This window comes from Pseudomonas hormoni (assembly GCF_018502625.1).
In the GTDB taxonomy this organism is placed as follows: domain Bacteria; phylum Pseudomonadota; class Gammaproteobacteria; order Pseudomonadales; family Pseudomonadaceae; genus Aquipseudomonas; species Aquipseudomonas hormoni.
Genome location: NZ_CP075566.1, coordinates 6,136,574 through 6,157,993, shown reverse-complemented (window position 1 = coordinate 6,157,993; position 21,420 = coordinate 6,136,574). Strand labels below are relative to the sequence as shown.

The 21,420-nt window shown below is 59.8% G+C and carries 15 protein-coding genes; 1 reads left to right on the top strand and 14 read right to left on the bottom strand.

All coding sequences use genetic code 11. From position 1 onward, the window contains the following. Position 1: 1 nt before the first annotated feature. The 14 genes from KJF94_RS28625 to KJF94_RS28560 all read right to left on the bottom strand — a co-directional run bounded on the left by KJF94_RS28625 (position 2) and on the right by KJF94_RS28560 (position 18,705). A complete protein-coding gene (locus KJF94_RS28625) occupies positions 2–511 on the bottom strand; it encodes a type II secretion system protein N (protein ID WP_250548201.1) in 510 nt (169 codons plus the stop codon). Further along, the gene (locus tag KJF94_RS28620; RefSeq protein ID WP_214384971.1) at positions 508–1,050 is read right to left on the bottom strand and encodes a cytochrome b; all 543 of its coding nucleotides are present in this window, start codon (positions 1,048–1,050) and stop codon (positions 508–510) included. The genes KJF94_RS28625 and KJF94_RS28620 overlap by 4 nt, the downstream gene beginning before the upstream one ends. 76 nt (positions 1,051–1,126) lie before the next feature. Then, positions 1,127–2,593 (bottom strand): N-acetylglucosamine-binding protein GbpA, encoded by a 1,467-nt coding sequence (gene gbpA, locus KJF94_RS28615; protein ID WP_214380311.1) that lies wholly within the window; start codon positions 2,591–2,593, stop codon positions 1,127–1,129. A gap of 291 nt (positions 2,594–2,884) precedes the next feature. Then, positions 2,885–3,952 (bottom strand): uroporphyrinogen decarboxylase, encoded by a 1,068-nt coding sequence (hemE, locus tag KJF94_RS28610; protein WP_214380310.1) that lies wholly within the window; start codon positions 3,950–3,952, stop codon positions 2,885–2,887. Between the two features lie 248 nt (positions 3,953–4,200). Continuing rightward, positions 4,201–5,619 carry an FAD-dependent oxidoreductase gene (locus KJF94_RS28605; protein WP_214380309.1) on the bottom strand — a complete coding sequence of 473 codons (1,419 nt, stop codon included), beginning with the start codon at positions 5,617–5,619 and terminating at the stop codon, positions 4,201–4,203. A 33-nt stretch (positions 5,620–5,652) separates the two neighbouring features. After that, complete coding sequence (gltB, locus tag KJF94_RS28600; protein ID WP_214380308.1) at positions 5,653–10,098, bottom strand: glutamate synthase large subunit; 4,446 nt, start codon at positions 10,096–10,098, stop codon at positions 5,653–5,655. A gap of 350 nt (positions 10,099–10,448) precedes the next feature. Beyond that, on the bottom strand, positions 10,449–12,047 hold the full coding sequence (locus KJF94_RS28595) for an AAA family ATPase (RefSeq protein ID WP_214380307.1): 1,599 nt from the start codon (positions 12,045–12,047) through the stop codon (positions 10,449–10,451). A 10-nt stretch (positions 12,048–12,057) separates the two neighbouring features. Beyond that, a complete protein-coding gene (gene aroB / locus KJF94_RS28590; protein WP_214380306.1) occupies positions 12,058–13,158 on the bottom strand; it encodes a 3-dehydroquinate synthase in 1,101 nt (366 codons plus the stop codon). A gap of 151 nt (positions 13,159–13,309) precedes the next feature. Beyond that, a complete protein-coding gene (gene aroK / locus KJF94_RS28585; protein WP_017336125.1) occupies positions 13,310–13,828 on the bottom strand; it encodes a shikimate kinase AroK in 519 nt (172 codons plus the stop codon). Between the two features lie 4 nt (positions 13,829–13,832). Further along, positions 13,833–15,920 carry a type IV pilus secretin PilQ gene (locus KJF94_RS28580; protein ID WP_214380305.1) on the bottom strand — a complete coding sequence of 696 codons (2,088 nt, stop codon included), beginning with the start codon at positions 15,918–15,920 and terminating at the stop codon, positions 13,833–13,835. 13 nt (positions 15,921–15,933) lie between these two features. Then, complete coding sequence (locus tag KJF94_RS28575; protein WP_214380304.1) at positions 15,934–16,461, bottom strand: pilus assembly protein PilP; 528 nt, start codon at positions 16,459–16,461, stop codon at positions 15,934–15,936. Next, a complete protein-coding gene (gene pilO, locus KJF94_RS28570) occupies positions 16,458–17,081 on the bottom strand; it encodes a type 4a pilus biogenesis protein PilO (protein ID WP_214380303.1) in 624 nt (207 codons plus the stop codon). The genes KJF94_RS28575 and pilO overlap by 4 nt, the downstream gene beginning before the upstream one ends. Further along, entirely contained in the window at positions 17,078–17,641 is a 564-nt protein-coding gene (locus KJF94_RS28565) for a PilN domain-containing protein (RefSeq protein ID WP_214380302.1), read from the bottom strand. The genes pilO and KJF94_RS28565 overlap by 4 nt, the downstream gene beginning before the upstream one ends. Next, on the bottom strand, positions 17,641–18,705 hold the full coding sequence (locus tag KJF94_RS28560; protein ID WP_214380301.1) for a pilus assembly protein PilM: 1,065 nt from the start codon (positions 18,703–18,705) through the stop codon (positions 17,641–17,643). Before KJF94_RS28560 ends, KJF94_RS28565 begins: the two co-directional genes overlap by 1 nt. A 219-nt stretch (positions 18,706–18,924) precedes the next feature. Between KJF94_RS28560 and KJF94_RS28555 the strand changes: the two genes are divergently transcribed. Next, positions 18,925–21,360, top strand: coding sequence for a penicillin-binding protein 1A (locus tag KJF94_RS28555; RefSeq protein ID WP_375379884.1), 2,436 nt, complete (start codon positions 18,925–18,927; stop codon positions 21,358–21,360). The last annotated feature ends 60 nt before the right edge of the window (positions 21,361–21,420 follow it).

The following is a 21,420-nucleotide window of genomic DNA, read 5'->3' as shown; positions in this document are numbered from 1 at the left end:
ATCACTCTGGCTGCCCGGAAAGAGGGCGTAGAAAACGCGTAGAACTGACGGGTGTCTGTGGATGGGAGGGTGAGTCCAGTTGGCGCAGGAAACGCGCGGCAGCCGTCTGCAACATCAGCACCTCTTCTCGACCCTTGTTCCACAACACCGCTTGATTCGCCTCGACGCGCCGCAGGACGCTGCCACCCGGCAACTGATCGCCTACCTGGTAAACCCGCGAGCCTTGAGCGTCCGCCAGCAACGCTCTGGACAACCCTGTGCCGAGGACAAAACTGGCCTGCAAGGTCAGCGGTTCGGCACTGGGCAGCAACGTGGTTTCAGTCGCAAGACCGAGTACCGTTGCGACCGCTGTGGTATCGAGGGGCGCGCGGGGCGGTGGCGTCGGCACGGTCGCAGCGAAGGACAACGGCGAGGCAAGACTCTTGCGAAAGCCCCATTCCTGCCACGCCAAAAACGCGGCGTAACCTACGGCTATAACCAGCAGGCAGCGCGTGCTCAGTCGTCTGCTCACTCGAGTCGTTCACTTCGAACAATGCTGCACAAGGACATTCGCCGCAGCACGCGATGGCCGCACAGCTCATGGACAACGACCGCGCCGACATGCAGCACGACAAGCAACGAAAGGACCGCACAGGCCCAAACGTGAATGATGAAGAACCGGGAGATGAGCTCGGGATCGCTCAGTGGCTGAGCTATTTCAACTACACCGAAAACGCCGATCGGGCGATCCATCATCAACACGCCGGTGACCAGCACAACACTGATGACGAGATAGATCAGCGTGTGCGCGAACAGTGCGGGTTTTTCCATGAAATTAAGGCCTCTCACGCTCGTATCTCGGGCATGAGCGGCAAAAATGAATAAGCGCCAGACGAAAAACGGTATGAACACCGTGGTCAGCGATACATTGAGAAAAGCGACCCATTGAGCGACCCATGGCGATACGTCGACGCAGGCCACATAAAAACCGGAAATCAGGGTCCAGACGATGACTGCCGCCGATAACCAGTGCAGCCATACGCGTTGGGTGGAATAACCCAAAACCGTCATTTTCAACTCGATTTTCAACAGGATGATGAACCTTCAGGCGATCCATTCGCGGATCGCCTGAAGTGTTACGGAGGGTTTAAAGCTTGTTCCACGCCGTATGCCAATGCGCACCGACACCAGGTTCAAAACCATTGGCGTTCGGGTTGTATTGCTTGCAGTAGCCGGACTCGGGGAATGGCTTGCATTCGAAGACTTCATTGGTCTTCGGCTGCAGCACTTTGGTACCGGCGGTGTACTCGCTGAGGCCCTCGGGGAACACGAAGTCATGCTCGACGCCAGCGCCTTCACCGGTCATGTTGGTGGGCTGGGTGTCCTGGCGAGTGGTACGGCCATCCAGGGTGGTGCCGACCAGTGTCAGCGTGTGTTTGCCAGGGTTGCTGCGCACATCCAGGGTCAACGTCGTCGAGCCGCTGTCCACCTGTGCGGAGGTGGTGCCGACCGGCTTGTTGTTCTCATCGAACAAGGTCGCTTCAACGTTCATTTTGCGATTGGAGATCATGCCGAAGCCGACCTTGGCCAGACCTTTTTCCAGAACGTATTCCGCTTGCTGAGAAGCTACCGACATACGTGCTGCGGCGTCTTCCTTCATGTCCAGCTGAACTTCGTAACGGGTTACGCCGCTTTCTTTTTGGGCGTATAGGGAGTTGTTCCCCCGGACCGGTTCGATATTGCCGCTCTCATCACGAATACCGGCGCGGATGAGTGTGTGAGTGGCGTTGATCTTTTCTGCCAGTTTGAACGCCCAGTTATTTGGCGAGCCTTCTTCGGCAGTGGCGATGGTGATTTCAACATCGTAATCCGGGCTGACACCGTTGGCAGAGAATGCACGGGCCTTGACCTTGTCGCCGATCAACAACTGGGCCGACGGCGCGATACCGCCAACGGAAGACCAGCCACCCGGCAACTCGGCTTCGGCAATAATGTTCACATCGGTCGGGTTGTAGAACGCCGCGTCGGTGTCTCCAACCGTCCAGATCGCCAGAATCACATGCTGGCCGGATTTGTCTGACGGGATGGTGCAGTTGTGCTTGTCACCCGATACAGGCTTCTGATTACCGCCATCAATGGTGCAGAACGGCGTGCTTTCGAAGGTAGCGCGTTTCAGCGACTCGTTCGGATTCCAGCCGTTGCGAGTGATGAAGTACTCATGTTTGGTTGCCGGATGAACCGCGGTGTAGCGCCATTGGAAATCGATGTTGCGGTCCTTGATTTCCGTCAGATGCCAACGGGTGGCGGACTGGGCATCCAGAGCCGAAAACAGCGAGTGACCACCACTCGGAATCTTGCCATCGAACGGCCCTTGCAACGGAGCACCGCCAGTACCGGCCGGGAAGCCTTTGAACGTTTCGCCAACACTTTGAGGCTCGTATTGCGCGCCGCCACAGTTGGTGTTCAAGCCTTTCTGGCAAAGCAATGCCCGCGAAGGTGGCACTTCAAGATAGCCATGGGCCGAAACAGTTTGAGACGCCAACATTGCCGATAACAGGATCATTGGAGAGGCGCATGCAGTGAATGCACCTCCCTTGTAGAAAGTTTTTTTCATGATTGCGTTCCAGACTACTTATCGAAAATTAAGGCGCCTTGCGGGCGCCGCTGCTCGTAATTCCGTTCGATGTGCGGCACCGAACGAAGGTCTGAAACCTTACCGGGATGAACGCGATTACTATGTAGGACAAGTCTTCGCTTACATGAGGATTGATCTCTCTTTGCACTTATCTGACAAAGAGAGAAACCATTCCTACAAGAAGAAACGGATTAGGCTGGCATACGTTTTTCAGGCAAAAAAAAGCCTGCCCGGCGTTGGCCGGACAGGCTGGATGGAACCTGGGAATGACTACTCGTGATACTGCGCCGACAGCTCATGCACCGCGCGCAGGAATGCACCCGCATGTTCCGGATCGACCTCAGGGGTGATGCCATGACCGAGGTTGAACACGTGACCGCTGCCCTTGCCATAGCTGGCTAGGATCCGGCCAACTTCGGTGCGAATGGCTTCCGGTTTTGCGTAGAGCACCGTCGGGTCCATGTTGCCTTGCAACGCGACTTTGTTGCCGACGCGATCGCGGGCGTTACCGATGTCGCAGGTCCAGTCCAGACCCAGCGCATCAGCACCCGCGTCGGCGATGCTTTCCAGCCACAGGCCGCCGTTCTTGGTGAACAGGATCACCGGGACTTTGCGGCCTTCGTGCTCGCGGATCAGACCGCTGACGATTTTGCGCATGTAGGCCAGTGAGAACTCCTGATACGCCGCCGCCGAGAGATTGCCGCCCCAGGTGTCGAAGATCTGCACCGCTTGCGCGCCGGCCATGATCTGGCCGTTGAGGTATGACGTGACCGACTGCGCCAGCTTGTCCAGCAGCAGGTGCATGGCTTGCGGGTTGTCGTAGAGCATGGCTTTGGTCTTGCGGAAGTCTTTGGACGAACCGCCTTCGACCATGTAGGTGGCCAACGTCCAGGGGCTGCCGGAAAAGCCGATCAGCGGCACGCGGCCGTTCAGTTCGCGGCGGATGGTGCTGACCGCGTCCATCACGTAGCCGAGGTCTTTGTGCGGATCAGGAATCGGCAGGGCTTCGATGTCGGCCAGGGTGCTGACGACTTTCCTGAAGCGCGGGCCTTCACCGGTTTCGAAGTACAGGCCCTGGCCCATGGCATCGGGGATGGTGAGGATGTCGGAGAACAGGATCGCCGCGTCCAGCTGCGGATAGCGATCGAGCGGCTGCATCGTGACTTCGCAAGCGAACGCCGGGTTCATGCACAGGCTCATGAAGTCGCCGGCCTTGGCACGGCTGGCGCGGTATTCCGGCAGGTAGCGACCGGCCTGACGCATCATCCAGACAGGCGTGACGTCTACGGGTTGCTTGAGCAGGGCGCGAAGGAAACGGTCGTTCTTCAGGGCAGTCATGTCGGCATCCGGAAAAAAAGTGCGGGCATTTTCTCAGAGCGCGACGCAAAAGGCACGGTTGCAGGTCAGCCTTTTGTCTATCGGGTCAATTTGTCGCAATAAACACGCCGATTTCAGCAACACCCGGAAACCAATGTGGGAGCTGGCCTGCCAGCGATGCGGCCACCTCGGTGTGTCAGTAGGACCGAGGTGATGCAATCGCTGGCAGGCCAGCTCCCACAGGGTTACTGCATGTCAGGCCTGGATCTTCAGACGCCCAGGTAATCCAGGATCCCTTCAGCGGCATTGCGGCCTTCGAAGATCGCCGTCACCACCAGGTCAGAGCCGCGAACCATGTCGCCACCGGCGAAGATTTTCGGGTTGCTGGTCTGGTGCTTGTACTGACCTTGTTCCGGCGCTACAACGCGGCCCTGGCTGTCGGTCTGGATGCTGAACTGCTCGAACCACGGCGCCGGGCTTGGACGGAAACCGAAAGCGATGACCACGGCGTCGGCCGGGATGATTTCTTCGGAGCCCGGGATCGGCTCAGGGCTGCGACGGCCACGGGCGTCCGGTTCACCGAGACGGGTCTCGACCACCTTCACGCCTTCGACCTTGTCTTCACCGACAATGGCGATCGGCTGGCGGTTGTAGAGGAACTTCACGCCTTCTTCCTTGGCGTTCTTCACCTCTTTGCGCGAGCCCGGCATGTTCGCTTCGTCACGACGATAGGCGCAGGTCACCGACTTGGCGCCCTGGCGGATCGACGTACGGTTGCAGTCCATCGCCGTGTCGCCGCCACCCAGCACCACGACCTTCTTGCCTTTCATGTCGACGAAATCTTCCGGCGACTTTTCAAAGCCCAGGTTGCGGTTGACGTTGGCGATCAGGAAGTCGAGCGCGTCATGCACGCCCGGCAGATCCTCACCGGCAAAACCGCCCTTCATGTAGGTGTAGGTGCCCATGCCCATGAACACGGCATCGTATTCTTCGAGCAGTTGCTCGACGGACACGTCCTTGCCCACTTCGGTGTTCAGGCGGAACTCGATGCCCATGCCGGTGAAGACTTCGCGGCGATTGCTCAACACGGTCTTTTCCAGCTTGAACTCGGGGATGCCGAAGGTCAGCAGACCACCGATTTCCGGATTCTTGTCGAACACCACCGGAGTCACGCCGCCACGTACCAGCACGTCGGCACAACCCAGGCCGGCCGGGCCTGCACCGATCACGGCGACACGTTTGCCAGTCGGCTTGACCTTGGACATGTCCGGGCGCCAACCCATAGCGAACGCGGTGTCGGTGATGTACTTCTCCACCGAACCGATGGTCACCGCGCCGAAGCCGTCGTTGAGGGTGCAGGCACCCTCGCACAGACGATCCTGCGGGCACACCCGGCCGCACACTTCCGGCAGGGTGTTGGTCTGGTGCGACAGCTCTGCGGCCTGAAGGATGTTGCCCTCGGCCACCAGTTTCAGCCAGTTCGGAATGAAGTTGTGCACCGGGCACTTCCATTCGCAATACGGGTTACCGCAACCCAGGCAGCGGTGGGCCTGATCGGCCGAATGCTGGGGTTTGAAGGGCTCGTAGATTTCCACGAACTCTTTCTTGCGTTGACGCAACAGTTTCTTCTTCGGATCTTTGCGCCCGACGTCGATGAACTGGAAGTCGTTATTCAGACGTTCAGCCATTGTTAAAACCTCATCAAACTCTTCAGGCGCATATCACTGCGGGTTGGCACGGGTGCTGGAAAGCAACGTTTTCAAGCTGGCAGCCTTTGGCTTGACCAACCAGAAACGGCGCAGGTAGTCATCGAGGTTTTCCGCGAGTTCACGACCCCACTCGCTGTCGGTTTCCTCGACGTACTCGTTCAGCACGCGTTGCAGGTGGCTACGGTAGGCTTCCATCGCTTCGCCGCTGATCCGCTGGATTTCCACCAGTTCGTGGTTGACCCGGTCAACGAAGGTGTTGTCCTGGTCGAGCACGTAGGCGAAACCACCGGTCATGCCTGAGCCGAAGTTGTAACCGGTCTTGCCCAGCACGCAGACGAAACCACCGGTCATGTACTCGCAGCAGTGATCGCCAGTGCCTTCAACCACGGTGTGAGCACCGGAGTTACGCACGGCGAAACGCTCGCCTGCGGTGCCGGCCGCGAACAACTTGCCGCCGGTGGCGCCGTACAGGCAGGTGTTGCCGATGATCGCACTGTCCTGAGTCTTGTAGGCGCTGCCCTTCGGCGGAACGATAACCAGCTTGCCGCCGGTCATGCCTTTGCCGACGTAGTCGTTGGCGTCGCCTTCCAGGTACATGTTCAAACCGCCGGCGTTCCACACACCGAAGCTCTGACCGGCCGTCCCTTTGAAGCGGAAGGTGATCGGCGCATTCGCCATGCCTTGGTTGCCGTGCTTGCGCGCAATTTCACCGGAGATCCGCGCGCCAATGGAACGGTCGCAGTTGCAGATATCCAGCGCGAAATCGGCGCCGCTCATGTCGTTGATGGCCGAGGTGGCCATGTCGATCATTTTCTCGGCCAGCAGGCCCTTGTCGAACGGCGGGTTGCGATCGACCTGGCAGAACTGAGGTTTGTCCGCCGGGATGTGATCGCTGCCGAGCAACGGGGTCAGGTCAAGGTGATTCTGCTTGGCGGTCTGGCCTTCGAGGATTTCCAGCAGATCGGTACGGCCGATCAGCTCTTCGAGGGAGCGCACGCCCAGCTTGGCCAGCCACTCACGGGTTTCTTCGGCGACGTAGGTGAAGAAATTCACCACCATGTCGACGGTACCGATGTAGTGATCCTTGCGCAGTTTCTCGTTCTGAGTCGCGACGCCGGTGGCGCAGTTGTTCAGGTGGCAGATACGCAGGTATTTGCAGCCCAGCGCGATCATTGGCGCGGTGCCGAAGCCGAAGCTTTCAGCGCCGAGGATTGCGGCCTTGATCACGTCGAGGCCGGTTTTCAGGCCGCCGTCGGTCTGCACCCGGACTTTGCCACGCAGGTCGTTGCCACGCAGGGTCTGGTGGGTTTCGGCCAGGCCGAGTTCCCACGGCGCGCCCGCGTATTTGATCGAGGTCAGCGGCGAGGCACCGGTGCCGCCGTCATAGCCGGAGATGGTGATCAAGTCCGCGTAGGCCTTGGCCACACCGGCAGCGATGGTGCCGACGCCTGCTTCTGCCACCAGCTTCACCGAGACCAGCGCCTTCGGGTTGACTTGCTTCAGGTCGAAAATCAGCTGTGACAAGTCTTCGATCGAATAGATGTCGTGGTGCGGCGGTGGCGAAATCAAAGTCACACCCGGCACTGCGTAACGCAGCTTGGCGATCAGACCGTTGACCTTGCCGCCTGGCAGCTGACCACCTTCGCCAGGCTTGGCGCCTTGAGCGACCTTGATCTGCAGCACTTCAGCGTTGACCAGGTATTCCGGAGTGACACCGAAACGACCGGTCGCGACTTGCTTGATTTTCGAGCTCTTGATGGTGCCGTAGCGCGCCGGGTCTTCGCCGCCTTCGCCGGAGTTGGAACGCGCACCAAGGCGGTTCATGGCTTCGGCCAGGGCTTCGTGAGCTTCCGGCGAAAGCGCGCCGAGGGAGATGCCGGCGGAGTCGAAGCGCTTGAGCACCGATTCCAGCGGTTCGATCTCGCTGATATCCAGCGGCGTGTCCAGAGTCTTGACCTTGAACAGGTCGCGGATCATCGACACCGGACGGTTGTCCACCAGCGCCGTGTATTCCTTGAACTTGCTGTAGTCGCCCTGCTGCACAGCGGCCTGCAGGGTGTTGACCACGTCCGGGTTGTACGCGTGATATTCGCCACCGTGGACGAACTTCAGCAGACCGCCCTGCTGGATCGGCTTGCGCGGGCTCCAGGCTTCGGCGGCCAAGGCCTTCTGCTCGTTCTCGATGTCGACGAAACGCGCGCCCTTGATGCGGCTTGGCACGCCACGGAAGCTCAGGTCGCAGACTTCTTCGGACAGGCCGATGGCTTCGAACAGCTGCGCACCCCGGTACGAAGCGATGGTCGAAATACCCATCTTCGACAGGATTTTCAGCAAGCCTTTGGTGATGCCCTTACGGTAGTTCTTGAACACCTCATAGAGGTCGCCCAGGACTTCACCGGTACGGATCAGGTCACCCAGCACTTCGTAGGCCAGGAACGGATAGACCGCCGAGGCGCCGAAACCGATCAACACCGCGAAGTGGTGCGGGTCGCGAGCGGTGGCGGTTTCCACGAGGATGTTGGAGTCGCAACGCAGGCCTTTTTCGGTCAGGCGGTGGTGTACCGCGCCGGTGGCCAGAGAGGCGTGGATCGGCAACTTGCCCGGGGCAATATGACGGTCACTCAGGACGATCTGGGTGCGACCGGCGCGAACGGCTTCTTCAGCCTGATCGGCGACGTTACGCACGGCGGCTTCGAGGCCGACGCTTTCGTCATAGTTGAGGTCGATGATCTGGCGTTCGAAGCCCGGACGATCGAGGTTCATCAGCGAGCGCCACTTGGCCGGGGAAATGACCGGCGAGCTGAGGATCACGCGCGAAGCGTGTTCCGGCGACTCCTGGAAGATGTTGCGCTCGGCACCGAGGCAGATTTCCAGCGACATGACGATGGCTTCACGCAGCGGGTCGATCGGCGGGTTGGTGACCTGCGCGAACTGCTGGCGGAAATAGTCGTACGGCGTGCGCACGCGCTGGGACAGCACGGCCATCGGCGTATCGTCGCCCATCGAACCAACGGCCTCGTAGCCTTGCTCGCCGAGCGGACGCAGCACCTGATCACGTTCTTCGAACGTGACCTGGTACATCTTCATGTACTGCTTGAGCTGATCGACGTCGTAGAACGCCGAACCGTGGTCGTTGTCTTCCATGGTCGCCTGGATGCGCAGGGCATTCTTGCGCAGCCATTGCTTGTACGGATGACGGGACTTCAGACGGTTGTCGATGGCGTCGGTGTCGAGGATCTGACCGGTTTCGGTGTCCACGGCAAAGATCTGGCCCGGGCCCACGCGGCCCTTGGCGATCACGTCTTCAGGCTGGTAGTTCCAGACACCGATTTCCGAGGCCAGGGTGATGAAGCCGTTCTTGGTGGTGACCCAACGCGCCGGACGCAGACCGTTACGGTCGAGCAGGCACACCGCGTAGCGACCGTCGGTCATAACCACGCCGGCCGGGCCGTCCCACGGTTCCATGTGCATCGAGTTGTATTCGTAGAACGCACGCAGGTCCGGGTCCATGGTTTCGACGTTCTGCCACGCAGGCGGAATGATCATCCGCACGCCACGGAACAGGTCGATGCCACCGGTGACCATCAGCTCGAGCATGTTGTCCATGCTGGAGGAGTCGGAACCGACGCGGTTCACCAGCGGACCGAGCTCTTCCAGATCCATCAGATCGTTGGTGAACTTGGTGCGACGGGCCTGGGCCCAGTTGCGGTTGCCGGTGATGGTGTTGATCTCGCCGTTGTGGGCGAGGAAGCGGAACGGCTGAGCCAGCGGCCATTTCGGCAGGGTATTGGTGGAGAAACGCTGGTGGAACACGCAAATCGAGGTTTGCAGGCGCTGATCGCTGAGGTCTGGATAGAAGGCGGTCAAATCCGCCGGCATCATCAGGCCTTTATAAATGATGGTCTTGTGGGAAAAGCTGCAGATGTAGTGATCGACGTCGGCGGCGTTGGCCACGGACGAGCGACGACGGGCGCTGAACAGCTTGATCGCCATGTCCTGATCACTCAGGCCTTCACCGCCGATGTAGACCTGCTCGATCTGCGGCAGGCGTTCAAGGGCCAGGCGGCCGAGGACGCTGGTGTCGATCGGCACTTTGCGCCAGCCGACCAGGGTCAGGCCTTCAGCCAGGATCTCGCGGTTCATGTTCTCGCGAGCGGCTTCGGCTTTGACCGGGTCCTGATTGAAGAAAACCATGCCCACTGCGTATTGCTTGGGCAATTCGACGCCGAAGGTTTCCTGGGCGATCGCACGCAGGAACACATCCGGTTTTTGAATCAGCAGACCGCAACCGTCACCGGTCTTGCCGTCGGCGTTGATCCCACCGCGGTGGGTCATGCAGGTCAGGGCCTCGATGGCCGTTTGCAAAAGGGTATGACTGGGCTCGCCCTGCATATGGGCTATCAGGCCGAAACCGCAGTTATCCTTGAATTCATCTGGTTGGTACAGACCTGCTTTCATAGACACTTTCTCACCAGGCTGCCTCTTTTAGAGGCAAATTTCTTTTCAATTCAACCACTTGCATTCCGCGCCGAACGTACGCCGGCTTAGCGGGGGCAAAAGGGTGGTCATTGTACACAGCGACACAGACGCTCACAAATTTGACGACGAACTGTCGCAAATCTATGTCGCATTTGTGAAAGGTTTAAAGCGATCTGCTGTGCTAGTCAAAACTTTTTTAATTCTGACCGCAACGACTCAAAGACTACTGTAACGCAGACACCACAAGGCACGCGGTCTGTAGAGACGGCGCGCACTCGTAGAAATTTTGAGGTGCTTGGAGAGGCGGCCTGGGTAAGGCCGCCGAATCTTCAGCGAGTTGTTGCCAGTTCCTGTTGGACGCTGGCGACAGTGCGAGGCCAAGGTTTACCAGCCTGAACCTTCGCTGGCAAGGCCTTGATGGCAGTAACGGCAGCATCGCGGTTGGCGAAGTTACCGTAGGTGATGACGTAAAGCGGCTTGCCGTTGAGGACTTTCTTGAAATAACGGTACTCGCCGCCCTGCTCCTTGACGAAGTTTTGCGCGGCCGCTTCGGAGCTGGTGCCGAGGATCTGCACCACGTAATTGCTTGTAGGTTGTCCGGCGTACCAGGTGCCACCAGCGCCTTTAGCAGCAGCGGCGGCTGGTTTTTCGGCAGGCTTGGCGGTAGCGACCGCGACTGGCTTGGCTGGTGCTGGAGCCGGCTTCACCGCAGGCGCCGTCGGGACCGGCTTGGCTGTCGCGACCTGAGTCGGCGCAGGCGTCGGCTTGGCGGCAGGTGTTGGCGCCGGACCGGCCGGAACGCCCGCAGGAGGCGCGGTGGTGGTCACGGTCGGCGGCGTATCGCTGGAGCCTTCGACCGGCACACCATCGTCGCCTTCGGTGATGCCACCGGCCGCTTCGGCCAGCGGACCGCGCATGACCGGTTGCGAGTTGCCGACCAGCGGCAATGGCATTGGTTGCGAGTTACCGGCGAATTCGACGGCGGGTGCGCCGCCGCTGTTGGGTTGTGGCGTGCCCTGGCCAAGCGGCAGTTGCGCCTGCTCGTTGGCAGGTGCGCCGGTGGTCGGTGCTTTGCTGCGACCCGGCATCAACCAGGCGGCGGCTACCGCGACCACGACGACAGCGGAAATCGCCAATACGTGTTTCTTCGGCATGTTGAACCCCATACTTGGACGCTTGACCGCTGAGCGGCTGGCAATCATGGCTTCGATCATTGCATCGCGGGCAACCTGGTTGATATTGCCAGGCCAGCCGTCGGAGCTTTCGTGAATATCAGAGATCTGATCTGCGGTAAAAAGTTCGATACCGCGACCAGCGCCTTCGAGCCGCTGGTCCAGATATTCGCGGGTTTCTTCTTCGGTGTAAGGCTGCAGTTCGATGACGTGGAAGCGCTCCTCTTCAAGGCTCAACGCCTCGAGTTGCGCGATCAGCGAAGACTCGCCGAACAGGAACACATGCGGGCGACCTTCCGGTGCACCAGCGGCCAACTCCATCAAGGCTTCCAGCGCGGACTCGTCGAGTTGCTCGGCGTCGTCCACCAGCAAATAGACTTCCTGGCCCGTCAGCGCAAGCTGCACAACCTGAGCCAGGATCGGGCCAATCTCTGCCTGAGCGACGTTCAACGCCTGGGCCACCTGACGCAGCACGCCAGCCGCATCGCCGGCGCCACGAGCGGAAACCACCACGCTCTGAACGGATTGTTTGTTGGTACTGGCCACCAGAGCCTGACGCAACAGGGTCTTGCCACTGCCTTGCGGACCGGTAACCACCAGCAGCAACTGACTGTAGCGGGCCAGGTGATGCAGTTGCCCCAGCACCGGTTTGCGCTGGGCCGGGAAGAATTTGAAGCCAGGCACCCGTGGAGCAAAAGGGTCATGGCTTAACTGGTAATGGCCGAGGAAAGCCTCGTCGGCGTGCAAACTAGTCATCGGGATCTTATTAACCTTTAAGCTGAGCCAGGGCGCGGTAGTCCGCTCCCAGCGTGGCCTGTAGAACCTCTTTCGGATAATCGTCGGTCACCACCGCTTCGCCCATGTGGCGCAGCAGCACCAGGCGTAAACGACCGTCGATCACTTTCTTGTCAATTGCCATGTGTTCGAGAAAATCGGCTTCAGTCATCTCTTCCGGCGGGATGACCGGCAGGCCGGCACGCTGGAACAGGCGAATGCCGCGATCACGCTCCTGTTCGCTGATCCAGCCCAGGCGCGTGGACATCTCCAGGGCCATTACGGTGCCAGCAGCTACCGCCTCACCATGTAGCCACACACCATATCCCATGTGGGTTTCAATGGCATGGCCGAAGGTGTGCCCGAGGTTCAAGGTGGCACGAACACCGGTTTCCTTCTCGTCGGCACCGACCACCGCCGCCTTGGCTGCGCAGGATCGCTCGATTGCATACGTCAGGGCGACCTGGTCCAGCGCGCGCAGGCGATCGACGTTTTCTTCGAGCCAGGTGAGGAACGGCTCGTCGCAAATCAGCCCGTACTTGATGACTTCAGCAAGCCCGGCGGACAACTCGCGGGCCGGTAGGGTATTGAGGGAGGCGGTATCGATCAGTACCACGTTCGGCTGATAGAAGGCGCCGACCATGTTCTTGCCCAGCGGATGATTGATCCCGGTCTTGCCGCCCACCGAGGAGTCGACTTGCGACAGCAGCGTGGTCGGAACCTGAATGAAATCGACACCGCGCTGGTAGCAGGCAGCAGCAAAACCGGCCATGTCGCCAATCACACCGCCGCCGAGGGCGATCACGGTGGTGCGGCGATCATGGCGTGCGGTCAGCAGACCGTCGAAAATCAGTTGCAGGGTTTCCCAGGTCTTGAAGGCTTCGCCGTCGGGCAGCACCACGGAAATCACCGAGAACTGCGCAAGGCTGCGGGTCAGACGTTCGAGATAGAGCGGCGCAACGGTTTCGTTGGAGATGATCGCCACTTGGCGTCCGCGAATATGCGGGGCCAGCAGCTCAGGCTGATCCAACAAACCTTCGCCAATATGAATCGGGTAGCTGCGCTCGCCTAGATCGACCTTGAGTGTCTGCATGTGTCCCCACAGTGAAGATGGAATCAGGCGTCCTGCCTTGAGTTATCGAATGTCCACGGCATCTGTTGGTGTGACGCCGTTCGGCAGCCTTGCGCCACAACCTTGAGCGGTCGTTGCAGGACGCCGAGGATAGCGCATTTCGCGCTGTGCTTTAACGGGGAGGCAGCTGCTGCAGGCGGTCAAGAATGTCGAGCACCACCATTCGCGGCGGTCGCTCATCGGTTTCCACCACCAGGTCGGCGATTTCCCGATACAGCGGATCGCGCAACTCCAGCAGGTCCCGAAGGGTCTTGGCCGGATCGGCAGTACGCAACAGCGGTCGATTGCGGTCACGGGCGGTGCGGCCCACCTGCTGCTCAACGGAAGCATGCAGGTAAACCACCCGACCACCGGCACGCAGTGCTCGACGATTGGCTTCGCGCATGACCGCGCCGCCGCCGGTCGCCAGCACCACACCATCGCAGCCGCACAGCTCGGCAATCATCGCCTGCTCGCGGTCACGAAAGCCCGGTTCGCCTTCCTTATCGAAGATCCATGGGATATTGGCGCCCGTGCGCAATTCAATTTCCTTATCGGAATCTTTGAATGGCAGGCGCAGCTCTTTGGCCAGCAACCGGCCGATGGTGCTTTTTCCAGCCCCCATCGGTCCAACAAGAATCAAATTTCGCACAGAATCAATGACTCACAGCAATCGCCTGGTTGTTCATGATACGCGGAGTGAGAAATACCAGCAGCTCGGATTTTTTCTCCGAAACCACGTCACGCCGGAAAAGGCGGCCAAGATACGGCACATCACCGAGAAATGGCACCTTATCTACAACCTTGCTCTGAGTATTTGAGAAAACACCACCGATCACGATGGTCTCGCCGTCATTGACGAGGACCTTGGCGTTGACCTCGTTTTTCTTGATTGGCGGTACATCCTGCACCTTGTTCAGGTAGTCCGGTTCGTCCTTGGTGACCTTGACCTCCATGATGATCCGGTTGTCCGGCGTGATCTGCGGCGTTACTTCCAGCGACAGCGAGGCCTCCTTGAACGACACCGAGGTAGCACCACTGGAGCTGGCTTCCTGATACGGAATCTCCGTGCCCTTGAGGATTTTTGCGGTTTCCTTGTCGGAGGTGACCACCTTGGGTTGCGAGACGATTTCACCGTTACCGGTTTTTTCCATCGCGGTCAGCTCAAGATCCAGCAGCACATTATCGGTGATGAAAGCGATGCCGAGCCCCGAGGTGTTGGCGGTGGTGCCCATGTCGACGAACGGTGAGTTGGTGCTGGTGCTGCCGGGCGTACCGATGGTCGACGACGCATTGGCGCCGTTGCTCACCCCGGACGTGTTCCAGTTGCCCTTGTTCTGCACCGAACCACCCCATCGCACACCAAGGCTTTTGTCGTAGTCGACGTTCGCTTCGACAATCCGTGCCTCGATCATCACCTGACGCACCGGAATATCCAGTTGCGCGACGATACGGCGCAGCTCGTCAAGGCGGTCCTGGGTCTGATAGGCAATGATGTTATTGGTTCGTTCATCGACCGTAATCGAACCCCGTTCGTCGACTTTCGCCTCGGCACTGGTCACCGACTGGAACAGCTTGGCGATATCGGCCGCCTTGGCGTAGTTGACTTGCAGCAGCTCGCGTCGCAGTGGCGCCAGTTCGGCGATCTGCTTCTGCGACTCCAGTTCCTGGCGCTCGCGGGCGGCAATCTCATCGGCCGGTGCCACCAGCAGCACGTTGCCGATCTTGCGTTTGTCCAGCCCCTTGGTTTTCAGCACCAGGTCCAGCGCCTGATCCCACGGCACGTTCTGCAAGCGCAAGGTAATGCCGCCCTGCACCGTGTCGCTGGCCACCAGATTGAGGTTGGTGAAATCGGCAATCAGTTGCAGCACCGAGCGCACGTCAATGTCCTGGAAGTTCAGCGAGAGCTTTTCCCCGGTGTAGGCAAAACGCTCCGCGTTGCGCTTCTGCAAGTCGTCTACGGTCATCGGGCGGATGCTGACGGTCAGCTTGTTGTCGGTCTGATAGGTCGAGTAATCGAACGCGCCGCTGGGCTCAATGCTGATGATCGCACGGTCTCCCGTGGCGCTGGCGTTGACGAATTGCACGGGCGTGGCGAAATCCTTGACGTCCAGACGGACCCGCAAGGGTTCCGGCAATTGGGTCCTGGCGAAACCCACGACAATCTTGCCGTCGCGCTCCTGAATGTCCGGGGCAATGGACGGATCCGACAGATCGATGACCACATTGCCTTCACCCTGGGTGCCGCGCTGGAAATCCACGCCGCGGATCGCCTTGCTCACTGGCGTATAGGCCTTGACCGGCGCCGGAGTTGCCGTGGCGACACGTGGCGGTTTGGCTGCGGGTGTGGAGGCTGCGTTACTGGTTCCGCGCCCGACCACCACAAACAGATTATTGCCTTCGACGCGAGCGGTGTACGGGGTCAATTGAGTCAGGTTGATGATCAGCCGCGTGCGGTCCTTGGCTTCCACCACCGTGGCGCTGCGGGCGTTGCCACCGCCAAGATCACGGGTCTTGTTCGCCAGCTTGCTGACAACGCCGGGCAGATCCAGGGCAATCCGCGCAGGCTGCTCCGTCGTGTAACCGTGGGGTGTCGGGGGCGCTCCATCGAACGACAACTTCAACTCGACGCGGTCCCCTGGCAGCGCAGCGACATCCAGCGCTTTGAGGTTGGCCGCTTGTACCATCGGCGACAGCAACGCTATCCATAGCGATAGTCCGAAGGTTGCGAAAATCCTGTTCATTATTCGAGTTCCACTATGAGTGCTCTTTCAAAGGGATGGTCCGCGGCCGTTCCAGCCAGGCGCCTTCGCCGTCGGGAACGATTTCGACCACATCGACTTGCGAGCCGCTGATGGCGACGATCCGGCCATCGTTACGTCCCAGGTAATCGCCGACCTTCAACCGATGCACACCGCCTGCCCCGCGCAACAGCGCAAAGGAGCCAGCCGCATTGGAGATCGTGCCGACCATTTCAAACTGCTCGATGTTGAAACCTTCGAGGTACTGCTTGACCCGGTTGGGATCAGGCTTGACGTTGCGTGAGCCGTGTTTCTGGCCAGCCAGGTCGACTTTGACCTGCCGGGAAAACGGGCTTCGCAGGTTGGCGGCGTTATAGGTGAACGTTGGGTAAGACCGGAATGTCGGCGTTGGTTCAATCTTGCCCGGAGCACGCAGGCGCATTTCATTCATGTACGCGTCCAGGTCGCTGAAGTCAGAGTTTCCGCCACAACCGGTCAGAACGATCAGTATTCCAATCATTGCGAGTAAACGAATCGGGCTCATTTCTGCAGCCCCTTGTCGTTATAGCGGTAAGTCTTGGCGAGAATGCTCATGCGCAATTTCGTCCCACCCTCGGGGTTGGCCGGTGCGAGGTCGAAGTCATGCAGGGTGACGATTCGCGGCAACCCGGCCACGCCACTTACGAACGTGGCGAGGTCGTGATACGCGCCGGTGACGGTGATCTGGATCGGCAGCTCGATGTAGAACGGCTGGGTGACCTCCGGCAGCAGTTTGATTTCTTCGAACTCCAGGCCACTGCCCAGGCCGGTTCGGGTGATGTCCTCCAGCAGACCGGGCACTTCGGTGTCGCTGGGCAATTGTCGCAAGAGCACACCAAAGGAATTCTCCATTTCCTTCATCTGCTGGATGTATAGCTCCAGATTCGCCGCCATGTGCGCCTTGGTCGCGAATTGTTCCTTGAGCGTCGACTCCTCCTCGCGCTTGAGTTCGAGCTGACTCTCAAGGTCGCTGATGGAAAAGCTGTAGCCCAGCGCCAGTACCAGGATCATCAACAGCACACCCGCCAGCGCCTTGATGGCGGGGGGCCAGGAACCCATGTTGTTGGTGTCCAGATCGTTGATGTCGATCTTGCGCAGGCCTTCAAACCATTCGGCCGGACTCATTGAACGGCCCCCGCAGCAGGCTGGGTCTGACGAACGGTCAATTGAAAGACATTGGCCTGATCCAGCTGGCCGGCGGTAGTCGCCTTGACTTCCGTAAGGGTCGGCGCGTCGAACCAGTCCGATGCATCCAGATTGCGCATCAGGTCTGACACTCGGTTATTGGAGTCTGCCGCGCCGGTAATGGACAGGGTTTTGCCTTCCATTTTCACCTCGGTGAAATACACCCCGTCCGGCAAGGTACGCGCCAACTGATCGAAGATCCGCCCGCTGATCGGACGGTTGCCCTGCAGGTCCTGGATGATGCGCATGCGCTCGACCAGTTGCTGGCGACGGGCTTTCAGGTCACTGATCTGCTTGATCCGCTCGTCGACCACCGTAATCTGTTTACCGATGTAATCGTTTCGGACGACTTGTCGATCGATGGCAGCATTGATGGCCTGATCTGCAATCAGCACCGCTGCCACTGACCCCACCAGCACACCGACCAGCGCCAGCAAGAAGCGTTTGCGGCGCTGTTCCCGCAGTTCTTCGCGCCAGGGTAAAAGGTTGATCCGCGCCATCAGTCGAAACTCCTGAGGGCCAGCCCGCAAGCGATCATCAGCGCCGGCGCATCGCTGGCCAGGGCGCCGGCGTTGACCTTGCTGCTCAGGGTCATGTTCGAGAAGGGATTTGCCACCTGCGTCGGCGTGCCCAAACGTTGCTCGATCAACCGGTCCAGCCCCGGGACCGAAGCGGTGCCGCCAGCCAACAGGATGTGATCGACCGCGTTGTACTGCCCGGAGGCGAAGAAAAACTGCAATGACCGCGACACCTGCTGCACCAGCGCATCACGAAACGGCTGCAGCACCTCGCTGACGTAGTCGTCCGGCAAACCGCCCTGCTTCTTTGCCAACCCCGCTTGTTCGAGGGTCAGGCCATAACGTCGCTGGATTTCTTCCGTCAGTTGACGACCGCCGAACAATTGTTCGCGGGTGTAGATAATGCGTCCGTTGTACAGGACGCTGAGCGTGGTCATGGTCGCACCGATGTCGACCACGGCGATCGTCAGGCGCTCCTGAGCGGTTGCCAGCTGTCCAGTCAGCAAACCGAAAGATCGCTCCAGCGCGTATGCCTCGACATCGACTACGCGAGCGGTCAGGCCGGCCAGCGCGAGCGCCGCCTCACGGACTTCGACGTTTTCCTTGCGACAGGCTGCCAGCAACACATTGACCCGCTCGGGGTTGCGCGCCGATGGCCCCTGGACTTCGAAGTCGATGGCCACTTCGTCCAGCGGATAAGGGATGTATTGATCAGCCTCGATTTTGAGCTGGTTTTCCATCTCGTCGTCGGAAAGACCGGCATCCATTTCGATGGTCTTGGTGATCACCGCCGAGCCGGCAACGGCCACCGCGACGTTCCTGAGACTGGTTCTGGCCTTGAGTAGCACGCGCGTGAGTGCCTGACCCACGCCTTCGAGCTCGGCGATATTTTTCTCGACCACCGCGCTGGCGGGCAGCGGCTCTACCGCATAGGCCTCGACCCGGTAGCGGTCGCCCTGGCGGCTTAGCTCCAGAAGCTTCACCGACGTGGAGCTGATGTCGATCCCCAGAAGCGTATTGGCCTTTTTATTGAAGAGTCCTAGCACTACCAATTCCCTATGACTATCCGTGAGTTACGGACTCTGTAATGTCCATTGCGTTCCATCCACCCGTCTTGACAGCAGCGCAAATGACGCTCTCGACGGAAAAATGCTTATAATGCCCAGCGTTTTTTTCCGCTTTTTACGTCAAGCGCGGGTCGTTCTCCTTTTAACCTGAACCCTGATGCCTCATTCATTCTTTGCCCTGGATATCCCAAAGCCTTGATTCGTCTGCTGAAGTTTTTCGGTTGGTCCATCGTCGCCGTTTTCTGCGGACTGCTTCTTGGTCTGAGCGGCGCTTTTCTTTACCTTAGCCCCGGATTGCCGTCTGTGGAGGCGCTGAGAAGCATTCAGTTGCAGATTCCTCTACGGGTATACAGCAGTGATAACAAGTTGATCGCAGAATTTGGCGAAATGCGCCGCACTCCGATCCGTTTCGCCGACATTCCCCCCAATTTCATAAATGCGTTACTAAGTGCTGAAGACGACAATTTCGCCAACCATTACGGCGTCGATCCCAGCAGCCTGATGCGCGCCGCCACCCAATTGGTCAAAAGTGGCCACATTCAGTCCGGCGGCAGCACCATCACCATGCAGGTGGCGAAGAACTTCTTCCTGACCAGCGAACGCAGTTTTTCGCGCAAGACCACTGAAATCCTCCTGGCGCTGCAGATCGAACGGCAGCTGACCAAGGACGAGATCCTTGAGCTGTACGTCAACAAGATCTACCTGGGCAACCGCGCCTACGGCATCGAGGCGGCGGCGCAGGTGTATTACGGCAAGTCGATTCGTGACGTCAGCCTGGCGCAGATGGCAATGATCGCCGGCCTGCCAAAAGCCCCGTCGCGCTTCAACCCACTGGCCAACCCGGCGCGCAGTAAGGAGCGTCGCGACTGGATCCTGGGGCGCATGTACAAGCTCGGAAAAATCACCGAAGCCGATTACACCGCTGCGATCAACGAACCGCTGAACGCCAGTTATCACGTGCCGACCCCGGAAGTGAACGCACCCTACATCGCTGAAATGGCTCGCGCCGAAATGGTCGGCCGCTATGGCAGCGATGCCTACACCGAAGGTTTCCGCGTCACGACCACCGTGCCAAGCAACCTGCAGGAAATGGCCAACACCGCGCTTCACGAAGGCTTGATGACTTACGATCAACGTCATGGTTATCGCGGCCCCGAGTCGCGCCTGCCGGGCAAGACACGTGAAGCCTGGGCCACCGAACTGACCAAGCAACGCACGATCAGCGGCCTTGAACCCGCCATCGTCACCCAGGTCGACAAGACCGGCCTGCAAGTGATGACCCGTACCGGCGACGAGCATATTGGCTGGGACAGCATGAAATGGGCGCGGCCATTCCTGAACACCAACAGCATGGGCGCCAACCCGAAGCAGCCGTCGGATGTTGCCCAAGTTGGCGACTTGATTCGCGTGCAGCGCCAGCCGGACAATTCACTGAAGTTCAGCCAGATCCCGCAAGCACAAGGCGCGCTGGTATCCCTTGATCCGCAGAACGGTGCCATTCGCTCGCTGGTCGGCGGCTTCGCCTTCGAGCAGAGCAATTACAACCGCGCCCTGCAGGCCAAGCGTCAGCCGGGCTCGAGCTTCAAACCGTTCGTCTACAGCGCCGCACTGGATAACGGCTACACCGCCGCCAGCCTGGTGAACGACGCACCGATCGTGTTCGTCGACGAATACCTGGACAAGGTCTGGCGGCCGAAGAACGACACCAACACCTTCCTCGGCCCGATCCGTCTGCGCGAAGGGCTGTACAAGTCGCGCAACCTGGTGTCGATCCGTCTGGTGCAGGCGCTGGGCGTTGATCGCACCATCGACTACATCAGCAAGTTCGGCTTCAACAAGCAGGACCTGCCGCGCAACCTGTCGCTGGCCCTGGGCACCGCGACCCTGACGCCTATGGAAATCGCCACCGGCTGGAGCACGTTTGCCAACGGCGGCTACAAAGTCAGCCCGTACATCATCGACAAGATCGAAAGCCGTAATGGCGACACGCTGTTTGTCGCCAACCCGCCGAGCGTGCCGAAAGGTGGTGTCGCCCCGGATGGCATTGCCGCCCCCGCCGCCGAGGTCTTTACGGTCAACGCGACGCCGGGCGAAGCGCCGGGCCAGCCAACGCCTCAGGCACCAGCCGTAGCCGAACGCATTGTCGATGGCCGTACCACTTACATCCTCAACAGCATGCTCGAGGACGTGATCAAACTCGGCACAGGCCGCCGCGCACTGGCCATGGGTCGCCCCGACATCGCGGGCAAGACCGGTACCACCAACGAATCCAAGGATGCGTGGTTCTCGGGCTACAACGCCGATTATGTAACCACCGTCTGGACCGGTTTCGACCAGCCGGAAAGCCTGGGCAAACGCGAGTTCGGCGGCACCGTGGCGCTGCCGATCTGGATGAATTACATGGCAGCCGCGCTCAAGGACAAGCCGCCGCATACGCAGCCAGAGCCGGAAGGCATTCTGAGCCTGCGGGTTGACCCGGTCAGTGGCCGCGCTGCCAGCCCTGGCACGCCAGGCGCGTACTTCGAGCTGTTCAAGGCCGAGGACACGCCACCGTCGGTGAATGAGCTGGGTAACGGCAACGCGCCGGGAAGCCCGCTGCCAGCGGATGAAGCGGCGCCGATCGATTTGTTCTGATCGCGATAGCTGTGAAAAAGCCCCGCCTTCGATGGAAGTGCGGGGCTTTTTATTGCCTGG